Annotated in this window: 13 protein-coding genes and 1 pseudogene; 11 read left to right on the forward strand and 3 right to left on the reverse strand. The window is 37.3% G+C overall.

All coding sequences use genetic code 11. The features are described from left to right. The 7 genes and pseudogenes from RLO81_RS12015 to RLO81_RS12045 form a co-directional block, all read left to right on the forward strand. Positions 1-246, forward strand: a 246-nt coding sequence (locus RLO81_RS12015; protein ID WP_350111809.1) for a tetratricopeptide repeat protein, incomplete at its 5' end; no start/stop codon positions are given. A 54-nt stretch (positions 247-300) separates the two neighbouring features. Then, positions 301-2070 carry an AMP-dependent synthetase/ligase gene (locus RLO81_RS12020; protein WP_350111811.1) on the forward strand — a complete coding sequence of 590 codons (1770 nt, stop codon included), beginning with the start codon at positions 301-303 and terminating at the stop codon, positions 2068-2070. After that, positions 2067-2585: a nucleoside/nucleotide kinase family protein gene (locus RLO81_RS12025; RefSeq protein WP_350111813.1), complete on the forward strand. Its 519-nt coding sequence runs from the start codon at positions 2067-2069 to the stop codon at positions 2583-2585. Before RLO81_RS12020 ends, RLO81_RS12025 begins: the two co-directional genes overlap by 4 nt. Before the next feature lie 60 nt (positions 2586-2645). Continuing rightward, on the forward strand, positions 2646-3536 hold the full coding sequence (locus RLO81_RS12030; RefSeq protein WP_350111815.1) for a hypothetical protein: 891 nt from the start codon (positions 2646-2648) through the stop codon (positions 3534-3536). Between the two features lie 12 nt (positions 3537-3548). Next, a pseudogene (locus RLO81_RS12035) lies at positions 3549-4790 on the forward strand (M3 family metallopeptidase); the annotation flags it as partial. Between the two features lie 174 nt (positions 4791-4964). After that, on the forward strand, positions 4965-6881 hold the full coding sequence (locus RLO81_RS12040) for a GAF domain-containing protein (protein WP_350111817.1): 1917 nt from the start codon (positions 4965-4967) through the stop codon (positions 6879-6881). Positions 6882-7094: 213 nt separating this feature from the next. Continuing rightward, a complete protein-coding gene (locus RLO81_RS12045; RefSeq protein ID WP_350111819.1) occupies positions 7095-7871 on the forward strand; it encodes a response regulator transcription factor in 777 nt (258 codons plus the stop codon). On the opposite strand, the gene RLO81_RS12050 is transcribed toward RLO81_RS12045, so the two are convergent. Genes RLO81_RS12050 through RLO81_RS12060 form a run of 3 tightly spaced genes read right to left on the reverse strand, consistent with a single transcriptional unit; the run spans position 7872 to position 10903 of the window. Beyond that, entirely contained in the window at positions 7872-9065 is a 1194-nt protein-coding gene (locus RLO81_RS12050; RefSeq protein WP_350111821.1) for an ABC transporter permease, read from the reverse strand. Between the two features lie 12 nt (positions 9066-9077). After that, the gene (locus RLO81_RS12055) at positions 9078-10568 is read right to left on the reverse strand and encodes an ABC transporter permease (protein ID WP_350111823.1); all 1491 of its coding nucleotides are present in this window, start codon (positions 10566-10568) and stop codon (positions 9078-9080) included. Then, complete coding sequence (locus RLO81_RS12060) at positions 10568-10903, reverse strand: PadR family transcriptional regulator (RefSeq protein WP_350111825.1); 336 nt, start codon at positions 10901-10903, stop codon at positions 10568-10570. The genes RLO81_RS12055 and RLO81_RS12060 overlap by 1 nt, the downstream gene beginning before the upstream one ends. A 175-nt stretch (positions 10904-11078) precedes the next feature. Here RLO81_RS12060 and RLO81_RS12065 point away from each other — a divergent pair, with 175 nt between their 5' ends. From RLO81_RS12065 to RLO81_RS12080, 4 genes are all read left to right on the forward strand, one after another. Continuing rightward, positions 11079-11528 (forward strand): MarR family winged helix-turn-helix transcriptional regulator, encoded by a 450-nt coding sequence (locus RLO81_RS12065; protein WP_350111827.1) that lies wholly within the window; start codon positions 11079-11081, stop codon positions 11526-11528. A gap of 4 nt (positions 11529-11532) precedes the next feature. After that, positions 11533-13935, forward strand: coding sequence for a 3-hydroxyacyl-CoA dehydrogenase/enoyl-CoA hydratase family protein (locus tag RLO81_RS12070; RefSeq protein ID WP_350111829.1), 2403 nt, complete (start codon positions 11533-11535; stop codon positions 13933-13935). Between the two features lie 37 nt (positions 13936-13972). Beyond that, a complete protein-coding gene (locus RLO81_RS12075) occupies positions 13973-15148 on the forward strand; it encodes an acetyl-CoA C-acyltransferase (RefSeq protein ID WP_350111831.1) in 1176 nt (391 codons plus the stop codon). Positions 15149-15231: 83 nt separating this feature from the next. After that, entirely contained in the window at positions 15232-17034 is a 1803-nt protein-coding gene (locus RLO81_RS12080; protein WP_350111833.1) for an acyl-CoA dehydrogenase FadE, read from the forward strand. Positions 17035-17076: the final 42 nt, after the last annotated feature.

Consider the following 17076-nt stretch of genomic DNA (forward strand, 5'->3'; position numbering starts at 1 on the left):
TTTTTAGAATCTATTTCACTACTTGAAAGAATTGTAGAGTACTACGGAAGTGATATTTTAAGCGATGATGCCTATTTCTCTATAGGTGACATTTATGACACACATCTCGGTGAAAAAGAAAAAGCCATGGAATATTATAGAAACTTTTTAACAAAATATCCGGGTAGCGTGTTTATTGCTGAGGCACGTAAGCGATTCAGGGAATTGAGGGGCGATTTTGATGCTGGCGAGCAGCTTGTTAACTAGATATACTAAGGTCTCTACTTTTTTTCTTAATTTAATCTCTAAATAAATTGTAAAATGGAGATAAACCGTCTGTTTGATATACTTGATTATCAATTGAAAGAATGTCCCCTTGATGATGCCCTGGCATGTAAAGTGGACGGAAAATGGCAAAAAATATCTACTCAGGAGTTTAAAAACACTGTCGACCTATTAAGCAATGGACTAATTGGTAAGGGTGTTAAAAAAGATGATAAGATAGGAATTGTATCATTTAATAGACCGGAATGGGTAATAACAGATTTTGCAGTAAACCAATTGGGCGCCATTGGTGTACCAATGTACCCAAATTCTACACCAGATGATTACGCTTTTATTATAAATGATGCCTCCATAGAAAGAATCTTTTGTGGTGATATTGAAATATGTGAGAAAATCGAAAGTGTAAAAGAAAAACTGAATAAGCCGGTAGAACTGTATTGCTTTGATGAAAATGATACATTCAATTATTGGAAAACACTATTCATTGAGCCCAGCGAAAATGATCTAAATGAAATTAGCTTGCGAAGAAGTGCAATTAATTTGGAGGACTTGGCAACAATAATTTACACTTCAGGAACTACAGGTAATCCTAAAGGAGTAATGCTCACTCATAAAAACATACTTTCTAACTCAGCTTCTGTCGAGGAAATTTTCCCGAATGTAGAAAAAGGTTATCGTACGTTAAGCTTTTTACCTCTTTGCCATATTTTTGAAAGAACGGGTTTGTATACCTACATGCGGCTTGGTGTTAGTATTTATTATGCTGAAAGCATGGATACCATTGGAGACAATCTTAAAGAAGTTAAGCCTCAGTTTTTTGCTACCGTGCCACGCTTGTTAGAAAAAGTATATGATAAAATTGTGGCGAAAGGATATTCGTTAACGGGTGTAAAAAAACAACTCTTCTTTTGGGCATTAAATCTTGGTGATAAGTATGAGCCCAATAAGTCCAACGGGTTCTTCTATAATGTGCAACTGGCATTGGCCAATAAACTAATTTTTAGCAAATGGCGCGAAGCACTTGGCGGTAATGTACAATTTATAGTTTCAGGGGCTGCGGCTCTTCAACCTAGATTGGCACGGGTTTTTTGGTCTGCAAAAATAAAAATTTTGGAGGCATATGGCCTTACTGAAACTTCTCCCGGTATAAGCTTTACAAGAGATGATCCAAAAGATGTTCGCATAGGCTGTGTAGGACCATTACTACCTAGAGTAGAAGTGAAATTTGGAGAAGATGGTGAAATCTTAGCAAAAGGCCCGAATGTGATGATGGGGTATTTCAATAGACCTGATGCAACGGCTGAAGTTTTGGATTCAGATGGCTGGTTTCATACTGGTGATATTGGAGAAATGGTAGAAGGTAGATACCTTAAAATAACCGATCGTAAAAAGGAAATATTTAAAACATCAGGAGGAAAATATATAGCACCTCAGCCGATTGAGAATAAATTTAAAGAATCTAATATCATTGAGCAGGTGATGGTTGTTGGTGAAGGTGAAAAATTTCCATCTGCTTTAATTGTGCCGGCATTTGATGTGTTGAAAGATTGGTGCCAAATAAAGAAAATAAAATATACAACCGATTCTGAAATGATTACAAATGAGAAGGTGCTAAAGAAATTTCAGAAAGAAGTAGATCGGTTAAATGAATCATTTGCACAATTTGAGAAAATTAAAAAAATCAGGTTATTGCCTACTGCATGGACAATCGACTCTGGTGAACTGACTCCAACATTGAAGCTAAAGCGAAAAATAATTTCCACTATATATAAAGCGGAAATAGATTCACTTTATTCTTCACAATGATCATTGGAATTGGCGGAGTGAGCCGGTCGGGTAAAACTACACTGGCAAATCAACTTCGTAATCAGCTAGGTATTAATGAAGTAAAGATTATTTCACAAGATGATTTTACCTATCCTCAATCAGATTTGCCAATTTATAACGGGATTGTTGACTGGGAACATCCAGATGGCATAGACTTCAGTGCACTTAAAAAAACATTAATTGAACAATCAAAGAAATATACACACCTAATTGTTGAAGGCTTTTTAATCTACCACAGCCTGGAAATACGCTCTTTGATTGACTTTAAAATATTTATAACTATAAACAAAAACACTTTTTTGAACCGAAAGGCAGAGGATAATCGTTGGGGAGAAACACCCTCTAGCTATATTTCTTACATTTGGGATAGCTACTTGAAATTTGGAACCATAGATAATATCTCAATTGATTTACTTTTGAAAGGTTCTGAACCATTTAAAGTGGCAGCTATAACTAGAGAAATAGTAAAAAGATCCAAAAACAACCACTCATAAAAATATCCTGTTTATATCATTAGGTAATTTTTAACTTTCCAAAAACCAAATATTCTTACAATGAATTTTAAAAAGTTTACAACCTATCTGGCTATTGTAACGGCTGTAGCCTGTACAGCCTGTTCACAAAGCTCAGAGTCAATAGAAGAAGAATTTACCACTGATAACATGCTTCTAAAAGAATGGTCTGGCCCATATGGCGGTCTTCCTGCTTTTGATCAAATGAACCTCGACAGCTTAAAGCCGGCATTAACCGAGGGTATGAGACTAAACCTTAAAGAGATTGATAAAATCGCCAATAATACGGAACCGGCCACATTTGAGAATACAATTGTTGCCTTGGAGAGTGCTGGCGATGAATTAAACAGAGTGTTTGTTTATTATGGAATTTGGAGTAGCAACATGTCTACTCCAGAATTCAGAGAAATACAGGCTGAAATGGCTCCAATTATTTCAGAGTTCAGTTCAAAAATCACACAAAACGAAAAGTTGTTTCAAAGAATTAAAACAGTTTATGAGCAAACTCAAAAAGAGCCAAGGTCACCTGAAGAGCAAAGATTAGTGCAATTAACTTACGAAGGGTACGCAATGAACGGAGCAGATTTGGATGAAGAGTCTAAAAAGCGCTATGCGGAGATCAATAAAGAGTTATCATCTCTTTATACAACATTTGCGAGCAATGTTTTGGCCGATGAAGAATCATACGAAACATTCTTGAACAAAGATCAACTAGGTGGTTTATCAGAGTCTTACATAAACTCAGCAGCTAAGGCGGCAGCTGACAGAGGCAAGGAAGGGATGTATGCTGTTGTGAATACGCGCTCGTCTATGGATCCTTTTTTAACCTATTCAACAGAACGAGATTTAAGGGAGAAAGTGTGGAGAAATTATTACTCGCGCGGTGATAATGGTGGCGAGCATGATAACAATCAGATTATTGCAGATATCTAAAAGTTAAGAGATGAGCGCGTGGCATTACTAGGCCATGATAATTACGCAGAATGGAGGTTGCAAAACCGAATGGCCAAAAAACCAGAAAATGCCATGGAAATGATGGAGTCTGTTTGGCCGGCTGCTATTGCAAGAGTGCATGAAGAAGTGGCAGACATGCAAGCTATTGCAGATAAAAATGGTGATAATATTACCATTGAACCGTGGGACTATAGATATTATTCAGAAAAAGTTAGGCAAGATAAATATGACTTAGATTCTGATGAGGTAAAGCAATATCTACAACTTGATAAACTTAGAGAAGCCATGTTCTTTGTTGCTGGTGAGTTGTTTAATTTTAGATTTACTCCTGTGTCTGAAGGTTCAGTGCCTGTGTTCCATGAAGATGTAAAAGTTTGGGAAGTAACGGATAAAACTACGGGAGATCATATCGGTTTATGGTACTTAGATCCATTTGCAAGACAAGGAAAAAGATCTGGAGCATGGGCTAACTCCTATAGAAGTCACACCACTTTCGAAGGGAAAGAAACCGTACTCGTTTCAAATAATTCAAACTTTGTTAAACCCGCACCAGGAGATGCAGTGCTTGTATCTTGGGATGATGCCAACACTTTTTTCCATGAGTTTGGTCATGCACTTCATGCTCTTTCATCAAATGTAGAATATCCTACATTGAATGGTGGAGTAAGGGATTACACTGAATTCCAGTCTCAATTGTTGGAAAGGTGGTTGTCCACAGATGAGGTAACCAACAACTTTTTAGTACATCATGAAACTGGTGAGGCAATGCCACAGGAGCTAATTGCGAAAATTAATAACGCCTCAACCTTCAATCAAGGATTTTCAACTACGGAGTATCTGGCTTCAGCATTAATGGATATGTACTATCACACTTCTGACCCAGAAGGTATTGACCCGGATTCATTCGAGAAAGAGACATTGACAAAACTTAATATGCCAGAAGAATTAGTGATGCGTCACCGATCACCACACTTTGGTCATGTATTTTCTGGCGAAGGTTATGCGGCTGCATATTATGGGTACATGTGGGCTGATGTATTAACTTCCGATGCAGCCGAAGCTTTTAAAGAAGCTCCTGGCGGGTTTTATGATAAAGAAGTTGCTGAGAAATTAGTAAAATATTTATTTGCCCCAAGAAACTCAATGGATCCTGCAGAAGCATACAGAAAATTCAGAGGCCGCGATGCGCAGATTGAAGCTTTGATGAGAGACCGCGGGTTTCCAGTGAAGTAATTCATCCCTTGACCTATTGGTAAAAGCCTGACGATTATCGTCAGGGTTTTTTTGTAACTAGCTGATTTCGAGCAGCGTGAAACACACATAATAATATCTTAATTATTACTTAATCAAATCGAGAAATCATACAGAAGTAATTACCTGTTATTTTGAATCCTAATACCATTAACTATGAAAACCTGGATTCAAAAACTGCCGATAAGATTTAAGCTGCTATTTGCTTTTGGTTCTATCCTTCTAATGTCTGTCTGGATAATTTCAGCAGGTATTTCAAGTATACAAAATATCATTTCTTACAATGAACTGTCAGATAGAATCAATGGCCTTAATGTGGCAGCCCTTAAAATGTCAAGAGACATTCAGGAGTTTTCTGATAGAGGGTTTAAGAAAGAGGAGTTTTTAAAAAAAAATAAAAGCGAATGGCTAGACTCATACGATAATGAATATGTTTTTATTCTTAATGAACTCGATGAGATTACAAGTCACGATTATTTTAATATCCAGTCAAATAAAAAGAATCTTGATTCATTGCGGAGTAAACTAATCGTCTATAATAAAAATGTAAAAAGCCTGATTCTCGCTTTTTCTGAAAGAGGCTTTCAGGACTATGGCGTTGAAGGAAAACTTAGGCAAGCAATTCATGCAGTAGAGGATTCGAATTATCCCTATGAGAAAGCAAGCATGCTCATGCTGCGAAGACATGAAAAGGATTTTTTTCTAAGAAAAGACTTGAAATACAGATCAAAGTTTAACAATGGAATAGCCGCACTTTCTTCTCAAGTAGACTCCACTAAACAGGATGAAGGTAAAACCGAAATAAAAAATAGTCTTAAAAAATACCAGTCTCAGTTTAATTACATTATCGAACTTGAAACCAAAATTGGGCTAGACTCAAAAAGTGGCCTGCGAGGCGCAATTGATAAAAATTTTCAATCTCTCGAGAATGTATTGTCAGGATTGACAGAAGCAGTAAAGCTAAAGAACCATACGATGGTTCGACAAGCGCTAATAACGCTATTTGCCTTGCTAGCGCTTCAAGTGATCGTAGGTCTTATTTTGGTTATATTTTATGCAGAACTGTTAACCAAAGCAATTAACGAAATCAAGTCTGCACTTGTAAGCTTATCGCGCGGCTCATTTCCAGATAATATGATAGTGAGAACAAAAGATGAAATAGCAGATGCTAAGAATGCACTTAATAATCTGGTTGATCGAATTAGGGCGGCTGTCCAATTTGCTCAAGACCTGGGAAAGGGCAATTTAAATATAGAGTACAAGGAGGAATTTAAGGAAGATGTATTGGCTTCGGCAATTATTAACATGAAGGGCCAATTGGTTGATGCTGATAAACAACAAAAAAGTATTAACTGGTTAAACGAAGGGATGGCCACGTTCGGAGAAATCTTAAAAAATAATACAGATAATATTTCTGAGCTGGGTGATGAAATAATTTCTCAGCTTGTAAACTATCTTGGAGCAAATCAGGGAGCAATATATGTCATAAACGAAGAAGAAAATTGTCTGGAATCGGTGGCCACTTATGCTTACAACAAAAAGAAATATGTGACCAAAAAGATACAAGTTGGTCAGGGTTTGGTAGGTCAATCTGTATTGGAAAAATCTTATATCCTATTAAAAGAAGTTCCTGAAGATTATATTAAAATAACCTCTGGGCTCGGTGAAGCAACTGCAAGAAATGTGATTATTGTTCCTCTCATGATCAACGAGCAGGTGATGGGGGCTATAGAGTTAGCTTCTTTTCAGAATTTTACAAATTTGGAAATTCGATTTGTTAATAGGGTTTCAGAAAGTATTGCAAACATTTTATCAAGTAAAAAAATAGCTGAAAGAACACGTCTCCTATTGGAAGAAGCACAGGAGAAGGCGGCTGCACTAAGTGCGCAGGATGAAGAATTAAGGCAAAACGCTGAAGAGCTTCAGGCAACACAGGAAGAAATGGAACGTCAGCGAAACGAGTTACTGCAAGAAGTAGAGCACCTTAAAAAAGAATTGAAAAACGCGAAACAAATGCTGAAGGAGATTAAAACGGAAAGCCAGCAAAAGGATAAAGAGTATTTAGTAGAATAAATATTCAACTTTTTTGCTATCTGTTTCTTTTCTAATCAAAACTTTTTAGCTTGTATGTTGAATAAAAAATGATTCGGTAATCAAAGAATCTAATTCATCCCTTTTACTCTTTGAGTCATTGAATTGGTCAGTCTAGAATATTGGTAAAAGTATTATTTGGGCGTCTAATTGATGTTCAAACAATAAGTATGATACGTTGTTAAAAAATTTGACATGCAGAATCCAGAATTTGTAAACATCTATGATGAAGTTTTTGAAACAATTAAAGAGCTTAAGGGCGATGTAATAGAAACACACATCCAGAGGTTAAAGGAATTGGACAAACTCATTCCGCCAAGTGCCATGTTTTTTTGCATAACTAACACTACTAAAAGGTCATTTGAATTTGTAAGTAAGAACTTCTCTTATGCTACTGGCCTAGACCGTAAGAAAATGGAGGATGAAGGAATGACCTATTGGTGGAGCAGGTACCATCCTGACGAAGCCAACATCTGGTTAAAAGTACTTTCTGAGTTAATGGAGTTTACATTAGACGAAATCCCATTTGAAGACAGAAAAAGAGTCAGCTACATATGGAACTATAGCATTAAAAACTCAAAAGATAAATATCTGAACGTTACTCAACACACCACACCCATGTATTTTGATGATGAGGGCAAACCGGTAATTGGGTTAGCACATTATTCTGTTACGGGTTCAGGAGACCGTATTCCAATGAAATCAACGGCATTAATTCTCAATGCAAATGACGAATACGAAACCATTTATTATAAAAACTACTCGCAACACTTATTGGAGAACAAATACAGCCACAGAGAGCGAGACATTTTAAGGCTGCTCTCCTTGGGTCACTCTACATCTGAAATAGCGAAAAAACTGTTTATCAGTGAACACACCGTTCATACACACCGTAAAAACATTTTGGCTAAAACCGATTGTCAGAATATCACCGAGTTAGTGGCCAAATGCATTAGAGACGGCTTGCTTTAATCACTCACTTTTTAATGAATCTACAGGGTTGCTCATGGCGGCTTTTATTGCCTGATAACTTACGGTTATTAATGCAATTAAAAAGGCAAGGGCACCGGCTATTATAAAAAGTTCAGCACTAATTGAAATTTTGTAGTTATAACTGTTCAACCACAGGTCTATGCCATACCATGCAACCGGGATGGCTATGAAGTACGCAACAAGCACTAAAAGTGTAAATTGCTTTGAAAGCATCAGTGCAATTGAGTTGACACTTGCTCCTAACACTTTTCTTATCCCTATTTCTTTAACCCTTTGTTCAGCCATAAAAGTGGCTAATGCAAACAGTCCTAAACATCCAATGAATATTGCCAGTGCAGAAAAAATACCAAAAACCACGCCCAACCTTGATTCTTCAGCATACATTTTTGCAAACTTGTCATCAAGAAAATGATAGTTAAATGGCAATCCAGCCCCAACCTTTTTCCATGTATCTTCAATTTGTTTCACTGAATTTGAAAAATCGTTTGTTGATAACCGAACAGACATAACGCCAGTGCTGCTACCTAATCTAAGCGCCAGAGGACCAATATTTTCTTTGAGTGATTCAAAATGAAAATCTTTAACCACGCCAATAACGTTATAAACTTCAAACTCATCAGATAACACGGCCCCGGTATTATTATTGTAGCTATAAGTCACAATAGCTCTTTCATCACCCGGGCTGAACCCATAAACTCTTAACGCCTGTTCATTTAAAATTACTGCGTTTGAATCAGACGCGATGTTTTTGTCAAAATTTCGTCCTTCAATCAATTCCATACCCATGGTTGGTATATAGTCACTATCTACACTCCACATTTGGGTGCTAATCGTATTCGACTCATCAGGCGAGAGTCCCTTCTTCCAGTAAACATTATCATTTCTGTTATAGCCGTTAATCGGAATAAAACCGCTATAAGAAGCCGAAACTACATTGCCTAACTGGGTAACCTCATTTTTAAATGTTTCTCTGGAGTCACCCAACATATAGGTGTCATTTACTAAAATCACCTGTTCTTTATTGAAACCAATCTTTTTGTTTTGAATAAAATTCAACTGTTTCTGTATGGCGATGGTGCCTATTATCAAAAGTATACTGATGAAGAATTGGAATACAACAAGCGAACTTCGGAGAATTGAACTTCCTGCGCCCTGTGCTAATTTTCCCTTCAAGGTATTTATAGGTTAGAAAGAGCTAAGGAAAAAGGCTGGATAAATTCCGGCAATAACTCCAATAACAATAGCACCACCAAGAACTGACAAGATGAAATGGGGGTCACCAAAAGGAATGGTTAGGCTTCTTTCAGCAATTAGATTAAAGAATGGTAATAGAATTATTACCAGTATGAAACCTACAATTACAGCCATTAAACTCATAATAATAGATTCAGTAAGAAATTGTCGTACTAAGTGAGATTTGTATGACCCCAATGCCTTGCGAACGCCAACTTCTTTTGCCCTGTTAGCAGATCTTGCAGTTGATAGGTTCATAAAGTTTATGCACGCTAATGCCAGGATAAAGATGGCAATGGCAATAAAAAGGTATACACTTTGTTGATTGCCTGTTTTGCCAATGTCAAAAATGAAGTCAGACTTTAGATAAATATCTTCTAATTGTTTCAATTCCAAAATCACTTCATTGCCTGACGCTGCAAATTCTTCAATGCCAACACCTAAAAACTCTTTGAGCTGGGGCTCTACTTTTCTACCATAGAAATCAGAAAGCTTTAATGCAAGGCCATTACTTTCAACGCCTTCAGCAGCCCTTATATACGTGTAAAAATTGTTGCTCAGCCACATGTTGTTACCAGCTTCATTTTGAATAGTGGACATGGACATAAAAAAGTCAAACTGTATGTGTGAGTTGCTTGGGATATCTTCAAAAACAGCCGTTATTTCAAATGACTCATTACCATCCATAATCAAAGTCTTATTCAATGCGCTTTCACCAGGATAATACTTATTAGCAGTTGATTTGTTAATGGCCACAGTATAAGGTCTTACCAGTGCTGTTGTTTTATCTCCTTCAATTACCTTAAAAGTAAACAAGTCAAACAGTGTTGAATCTGCGAAGATCAAATGGTCTTCTTTTATACTTTCATTCGATTCTGGTGTCTTTACCAAGTATGTACCTCTGTTTCGGAACCTTACTACTTGTTCAACCTCCGGTATTTCTTCAACCGCAGTGAAGCCAAAGGGAGCAGGTGCTGTAGGATACTTAAATTCATTTCCATTGATTTTACCATATCTCTCTATCCGATAGATGTTGTTTCCATTTACATGAAAATCATCATAATTGAGCTCATTTTGAACAAACAGGTAAATTAAGAGGCTACAGGCAACCCCAACGGCCAGGCCAATAATGTTTATGGCAGAATAAAACTTGTGCTTAACCAGGTTTCTGAAAGCAATTTTGAAATAATTTCTAATCATGATTTTCGTGTTGTTATTCGAGTATTGTATAGTTTGGGATTGTAGTGAAACGAGTTTTTCCTCATTTCCAAATTCTTTTATAATCTCATCATAGGCTTCAATAAAGCGAATGCCGGATTGCATTTTTTCCTCCACCAATGTGCATATATGATCCAGCAGTTCCTCGCCAAGGTCTTCATCAACAATTCCTCGATACTGAATATCCTTAGCAATGTAGTTTATATGCTCGTTGGTTAGGAACATTAATAAGCAGGCTTAATCTGTAGTACATTAAACATTGTACTGATGAAGGCTTCGAAGTCTTCAATTTTTTGAGAAACAGTACTATTACCAACTGGTGTAAGCAGGTAGTATTTTCTAATGCGTTTGCCCATACTTACTTTTTCTGTAGAAAGCAGACCTTCGGCTTCCAGCTTGTGTAATGTGGGATACAAAGAACCTTCTGTTAATACTAACTTACCATCGGAGAGAGATTTAACTTTTTGAGTTATTTCATAACCATACATCTTACCATTATCAGCCAAAAGCTTTAGTATAATGGTTTGTAATGTGCCTTTTAAGAGTTCCGGACTATGCATAATAGTTCAATACATTGGAGTCTTAGGTAAAACGGCTTCTTGAAGTGAAGGTTACAAACAGATAAAATTTCATTATATTGACATGAAAAATTAATCTAATTTAGTATGCATGCATACTAAATTTTTTTATATTTGTTATCCTTCAAAGCAAACGATTGAATTGAAGGTTACGAATATGAAAAGAGAGGAAACAATTGATCATAATATTAAGTCTGCATGGCATGCCATCTCTCGCATGTATAACCAGCAGGCAGTAAAGCAAGACATCACCACGTCTATTGGCTTTGTTCTTCTTAATATTAGTTCAAAAGAAGGCACTCAGGCAACTAAAATAGCACCACTCATGGGCTTGGAATCAAGGAGCTTAACACGTGTTTTAAAAAACATGGAAGAAAAAGGCCTTATATATAGAAAGCCGGATGAGAACGATGGCCGATCGGTGAGAATATTTTTAACGGAAGAAGGGAAGCGGAAAAAAGAAGTTTCACGTAATACGGTACTTTCATTTAACAATCAGGTGAGAGAGAGAATACCAGAATCCAAACTGAACGTATTTTTCGATGTTATTAATGACATCAACGAAATAATAGATAAGAATAAAGTTTACGATAACGCAAATAAATAATCTAATGACTAGACGAATAAGAAAAGTAGCTGTTTTAGGATCCGGAATTATGGGATCTCGAATTGCATGTCACTTTGCTAACATAGGTGTAGATGTTTTATTGCTTGATATTGTTCCGCGTGAGCTGAACGATCAAGAAAAGAAAAAGGGTCTAACACTCGAAGATAAAGCGGTAAGAAACAGAATTGTTAATGATGCTTTCAATTCTACATTAAATTCAAAACCTGCCTCATTATACGATAAGAATTTTGCCAGCAGAATAGCACTCGGAAACTTCGATGATGATATGTCCAAAATCAAAGATTACGATTGGACGATTGAGGTAGTGGTTGAAAATCTGGAAATTAAGAAAAAGGTATTTGAACAAGTTGAAAAACATAGAACACCAGGTACATTAATTACATCAAACACATCTGGTATTCCAATTCATTTAATGTTAGAAGGCAGAAGTGAAGATTTTCAAAAGAATTTCTGCGGCACGCACTTCTTTAACCCTCCGCGCTACTTACGCTTATTAGAAATTATTCCAACGCCTAAAACTGATCCAGAAATCACGGATTTCTTGATGCACTATGGGGATTTATTCTTAGGAAAAACAACAGTGTTGGCTAAAGACACGCCTGCATTTATAGCAAACCGAGTTGGTATTTATGCGATACTCAAGGTAATTGAGTCGATGCAGAAACTTGGTTTGAATGTAGATGAAATAGATAAACTTACAGGTCCAGTTATTGGAAGACCAAAATCTGCAACATTCCGCACATCTGATGTTGTAGGTTTAGATACACTTGTAAAAGTAGCCACCAACTTATATGAAGGTTTGCCAAATGACGAAGGAAGGGACACCTTCAAACTTCCTGATGTGGTAGGTAAATTAATGGAGAACAAATGGCTAGGAGATAAAACAGGCCAAGGTTTTTATAAGAAAACCAAAGATGCCAAAGGTAAAACTGAGATTCTTACATTGAATCTCGAAACGCTTGAATACGAACCTAAGAAGAAAGCTTCCTTTGGAACATTAGAAGCAACCAAGCCTATTGAAAACTTAAAAGATCGATTTAAGCCCTTGTTGGCTGGAAAAGATAAAGCTGGAGAATTTTACAGAGATTCATTTTTTGCACTTTTCAAATATGTAACAAACCGCATACCTGAAATAGCTGACGAGCTTTATAAAATTGATGACGCTGTTTGTGCAGGATTTGGTTGGGAATTGGGCCCTTTCGAAACATGGGACTCCATCGGTATTGAAAAGTCGATCAAGCAAATGGAAGAAATGGGTTATAAACCGAATAAGTGGGTTTATGACATGCTTGATGCGGGCATCAAAACCTTCTATACTGCTAAAGATGGTGTCCGGCATTATTATGACATTGAATCGAAATCTTATAAGCCAGTTCCTGGTGCAGATGAGTACATTATACTTGATAATATCAGAGAAAGTAAAGTGTTATGGTCTAACTCAGGCACAACAATATTCGATCTTGGCGATGATGTTATAGGCATTGAATTCCACACAAAAATGAATACGCTGGGCGGTGAAGTGGTGGAAGGAATTAACAAAGCCATAGATATGGCTGAGAAAGATTACCGAGGATTAGTAATTGGTAATCAGGGAGCTCAATTCTCCGCAGGGGCAAATCTTGGAATGGTATTTATGTATGCCATTGAGCAGGAATTTGATGAAGTAGACTTTATGATTCGTCACTTCCAAAACACGATGATGAGAGTGCGATATTCTTCTGTACCAGTAGTGGTTGCACCTCATGGGCTATCACTTGGTGGTGGTTGTGAAATGACAATGCATGCTGATGTGGTGCAGGCAGCAGCTGAGACCTACATAGGTTTAGTGGAAGTTGGTGTTGGTTTAATCCCAGGTGGAGGAGGAACAAAAGAACTTACAAAAAGAGTTTCTGATGGAATCCAGACGGGCGATGTTGTTCTAAACGATCTGCAAAATGCATTTATGAATATTGCAACAGCCAAAGTAGCTACTTCAGCTGAAGAGGCTAGAGGTATGCACATCTTACGACCACAAGATAGAATTACGTTAAATATTGATAGACAAATAGCTGATGCGAAAGCCACAGTAATAGAGTTGGCCGATGCTGGTTATACTATGCCAGTTCAGGCAAGTAATATCAAGGTTCAAGGAAAGACAGGTATGGCACTTTTTATGGCAGGTGTTAATGGAATGAGGATGGGGAACTATATCTCAGACCACGACTTAAAGATTGCTAATAAAATAGCCTATGTAATGTGTGGTGGAGATTTATCTTACCCACAAGAAGTTACAGAACAATATCTTCTTGATTTAGAAAGAGAAGCCTTTTTATCTCTAACAGGCGAGAAGAAAACGTTAGAAAGAATTCAAAGCATTTTAACAACTGGAAAACCATTAAGGAACTAAGATTTGTTATTACTACAAATGATTAACTACTAAAATTATGGATGCATATATAGTAAAAGGATATAGAACAGCAGTAGGAAAAGCAGGCAGAGGTGGATTTAGATTCACTAGACCTGATAATTTGGCTGCAGATGTTATCAAACACTTGGTTGGATCAATCGATGGATTTGATGCTAAAAGAGTGGATGACCTAATTGTTGGTAACGCTGTGCCTGAAGCAGAGCAAGGAATGCAGATGGGTAGAATCATTGCACTTCTTTCTTTACCAATTGAAGTACCTGGCATGGTGATTAACAGATACTGTGGTTCAGGACTTGAAGCAATTAATATAGCCGCTGCAAGAATACACGCAGGTCAGGCAGACTGTATAATTGCCGGAGGAACAGAGTCAATGTCACTAGTACCAGTAATGGGTCATAAGACAGCTCTTAACTACGAAATCACAACAAAAAACCCTGAGTATTATACAAGTATGGGTTTAACTGCAGAGCAAGTTGCAAAGGAGTATAAGGTGTCTCGAGAAGACCAGGATGAATTCGCCTACAACTCGCATGTGAAAGCTGCTAATGCTATTAAAGAAGGAAAGTTCAAGGATCAGATTGTTCCGATTAATGTGAAGGAAACTTATTTGGATGCTAACCTGAAAAAGAAAACCAGAGAATATGTTGTAGATACCGATGAAGGCGTAAGACCAGATACTACAGTTGAAGCTTTAAGTAAGTTAAGACCAGTATTTGCTGCTGGTGGTTCTGTGACGGCAGGTAACTCTAGCCAAACATCTGACGGTGCAGCTTTTGTGATGGTGATGTCTGAAAAAATGGTTAAAGAACATAATCTTGAGCCTATTGCAAGGTTGGTGAGCTATACAGCTGCAGGTGTAGAACCTAGAATAATGGGTATTGGTCCTGTGGCGGCTATTCCAAAAGCATTAAAAATTGCTGGTTTAAAATTGGATGATATTGATCAGATAGAATTGAACGAAGCATTTGCTGCTCAATCGTTAGCGGTGATAAGGGAATTAGGAATTGATCAAAGCAAATTAAATCCGAATGGAGGTGCTATTGCGCTAGGTCATCCGCTGGGTTGCTCAGGAGCTAAATTGTCTATACAACTATTTGATGAAATGAGAAGAAGAAAGCAGAAATACGGAATGGTAACTGCGTGTGTAGGTGGTGGCCAGGGCGTTGCTGGAATATATGAGCTTTTGAAATAGTTCAAGACATTAACTTAATAAATGATAAAAATCAAGTAAGTCGAAAATCAAGTCTTACTATTAAATATTAACTACTAATTACTATGAGTACAACAACCGAAACTAAAACTAGCATTAAAGGCGGTGAGTTTCTGATAAAAGAAACGGCAGCAGCCGATATTTTCATTCCTGAAGAGTGGAGTGAAGAACAAAAAATGATTGCCCAGACATGTAGAGATTTTATCGAGCAGGAAATTCATCCAAAACTGGATGAGATTGACTCTATGAAAAATCCGGAGTTGATGCCATCCTTATTAGATAAAGCAGGAGAACTTGGACTTTTGGGAACAAGTGTGCCAGAAGCCTACGATGGTTTCGGGATGAACTTCAACACCTCAATGCTTGTAGCAGAAGTTTTTGGTGCAGCGCACTCTTTTGCTGTCGCAATTTCCGCTCATACCGGTATTGGAACATTACCAATACTTTACTATGGCAATGAAGAACAAAAGAAAAAGTATTTACCAAAATTAGCAACAGGCGCATGGAAGGCGGCCTATTGTTTAACAGAGCCGGATTCAGGTTCAGATGCGAACTCGGGAAAAACAAAGGCCGTTTTAACTGATGATGGCAAGCATTATGTTATCAACGGACAGAAAATGTGGATAACAAATGGTGGTTTTGCTGATGTATACATCGTATTCGCCAAAATTGATGATGACAAGAATCTTTCGGCTTTTATCGTAGAAAAAGATTTTGGTGGAATTACCATGAACGAAGAAGAGAAGAAGATGGGTATCAAGGGATCTTCTACTCGTCAGATTTTCTTTAATGATTGTAAAGTACCTGCTGAGAACTTACTTTCTGAAAGAGAAAATGGTTTTAAAATAGCAGTAAACATTCTAAACATTGGTAGAATTAAATTGGGTGTTGCAGCTATTGGCGGTAGTAAGGGAATTATTAGCGCAGCTGTTAACTATTCCAACGAAAGAAAACAATTTGGAACTTCAATATCCAATTTTGGAGCTATTAAACATAAGATAGCCAGAATGGCCACAATGGTATTTGCATCTGAGTCGGCCCACTACCGTGCCGGACAGAACATTGATGATGCCTATGATTCATTAATTGCTGAGGGTATGGATGAAGCTCAGGCGAAACTAAAGTCTGTGGAGGAATTTGCAATTGAGTGTGCGATATTAAAAGTTCATGGTTCAGAGGTACTGGATTACTGTGCAGACGAAGGCGTTCAGATTTATGGTGGAATGGGCTTCTCGGCAGAAGGCCCGATGGATCGATCTTATAGAGATGCTCGTATTAACAGAATCTTTGAGGGAACCAACGAAATTAACAGGATGCTTTGCATTGATATGCTGATGAAGCGTGCGATGAAAGGAAGCTTAGACTTAATGTCACCTGCCATGGCTGTACAAAAAGAACTAATGTCAATTCCTGATTTTGGAGCTTCTGAAGATGATGCATTGTTCGCTAAAGAGAAGAAAGCTCTTGTTAACCTTAAAAAAGCAGGGTTAATGGTTGCTGGTGCGGCAGTTCAGAAATTCATGCAAAAATTAGGCGAAGAACAAGAAATTTTAATGAACATGGCTGATATGTTAATTGAAGGTTATGTGGCAGAATCTTGTTTGCTAAGAGTCGAAAAATTAGTTTCTCAAAAAGGAGAGGAAGCGATGGCTCCTCAAATTGATATGATGAGAGTATACTTGCACGAAGCGATTGAGAAGTCAGCAGCAGCTGGAAGAGAAGCAATTAACTCTTTTGCCTCTGGTGATGAGCAAAGAATGATGTTAATGGGACTGAAAAGGTTTACAAAAGTAGAGCCTATTAATATGAAAGAAACTAGAAGAAGAATAGCAGATTATGTTATTGCTAAGAACGAATATCCTTTTTAATCATTACTAGTTTTAAGTTTGGAGTCCTGGCATCACTGTCAG

Origin of the sequence: Fulvivirga sp. (assembly GCF_040220315.1) — a bacterium.
Classification (GTDB): domain Bacteria; phylum Bacteroidota; class Bacteroidia; order Cytophagales; family Cyclobacteriaceae; genus Fulvivirga.

Excerpts from the sequence above, each read along its gene's own strand:
- RLO81_RS12020 (WP_350111811.1), top strand. The coding sequence starts at position 301 with ATGGAGATAAACCGTCTGTTTGATATACTTGATTATCAATTGAAAGAA.
- RLO81_RS12025 (WP_350111813.1), top strand. The coding sequence starts at position 2,067 with ATGATCATTGGAATTGGCGGAGTGAGCCGGTCGGGTAAAACTACACTG.
- RLO81_RS12030 (WP_350111815.1), top strand. The coding sequence starts at position 2,646 with ATGAATTTTAAAAAGTTTACAACCTATCTGGCTATTGTAACGGCTGTA.
- RLO81_RS12040 (WP_350111817.1), top strand. The coding sequence starts at position 4,965 with ATGAAAACCTGGATTCAAAAACTGCCGATAAGATTTAAGCTGCTATTT.
- RLO81_RS12045 (WP_350111819.1), top strand. The coding sequence starts at position 7,095 with ATGCAGAATCCAGAATTTGTAAACATCTATGATGAAGTTTTTGAAACA.
- RLO81_RS12055 (WP_350111823.1), bottom strand. The coding sequence starts at position 10,568 with ATGTTCCTAACCAACGAGCATATAAACTACATTGCTAAGGATATTCAG.
- RLO81_RS12060 (WP_350111825.1), bottom strand. The coding sequence starts at position 10,903 with ATGCATAGTCCGGAACTCTTAAAAGGCACATTACAAACCATTATACTA.
- RLO81_RS12065 (WP_350111827.1), top strand. The coding sequence starts at position 11,079 with ATGAAAAGAGAGGAAACAATTGATCATAATATTAAGTCTGCATGGCAT.
- RLO81_RS12070 (WP_350111829.1), top strand. The coding sequence starts at position 11,533 with ATGACTAGACGAATAAGAAAAGTAGCTGTTTTAGGATCCGGAATTATG.
- RLO81_RS12075 (WP_350111831.1), top strand. The coding sequence starts at position 13,973 with ATGGATGCATATATAGTAAAAGGATATAGAACAGCAGTAGGAAAAGCA.
- RLO81_RS12080 (WP_350111833.1), top strand. The coding sequence starts at position 15,232 with ATGAGTACAACAACCGAAACTAAAACTAGCATTAAAGGCGGTGAGTTT.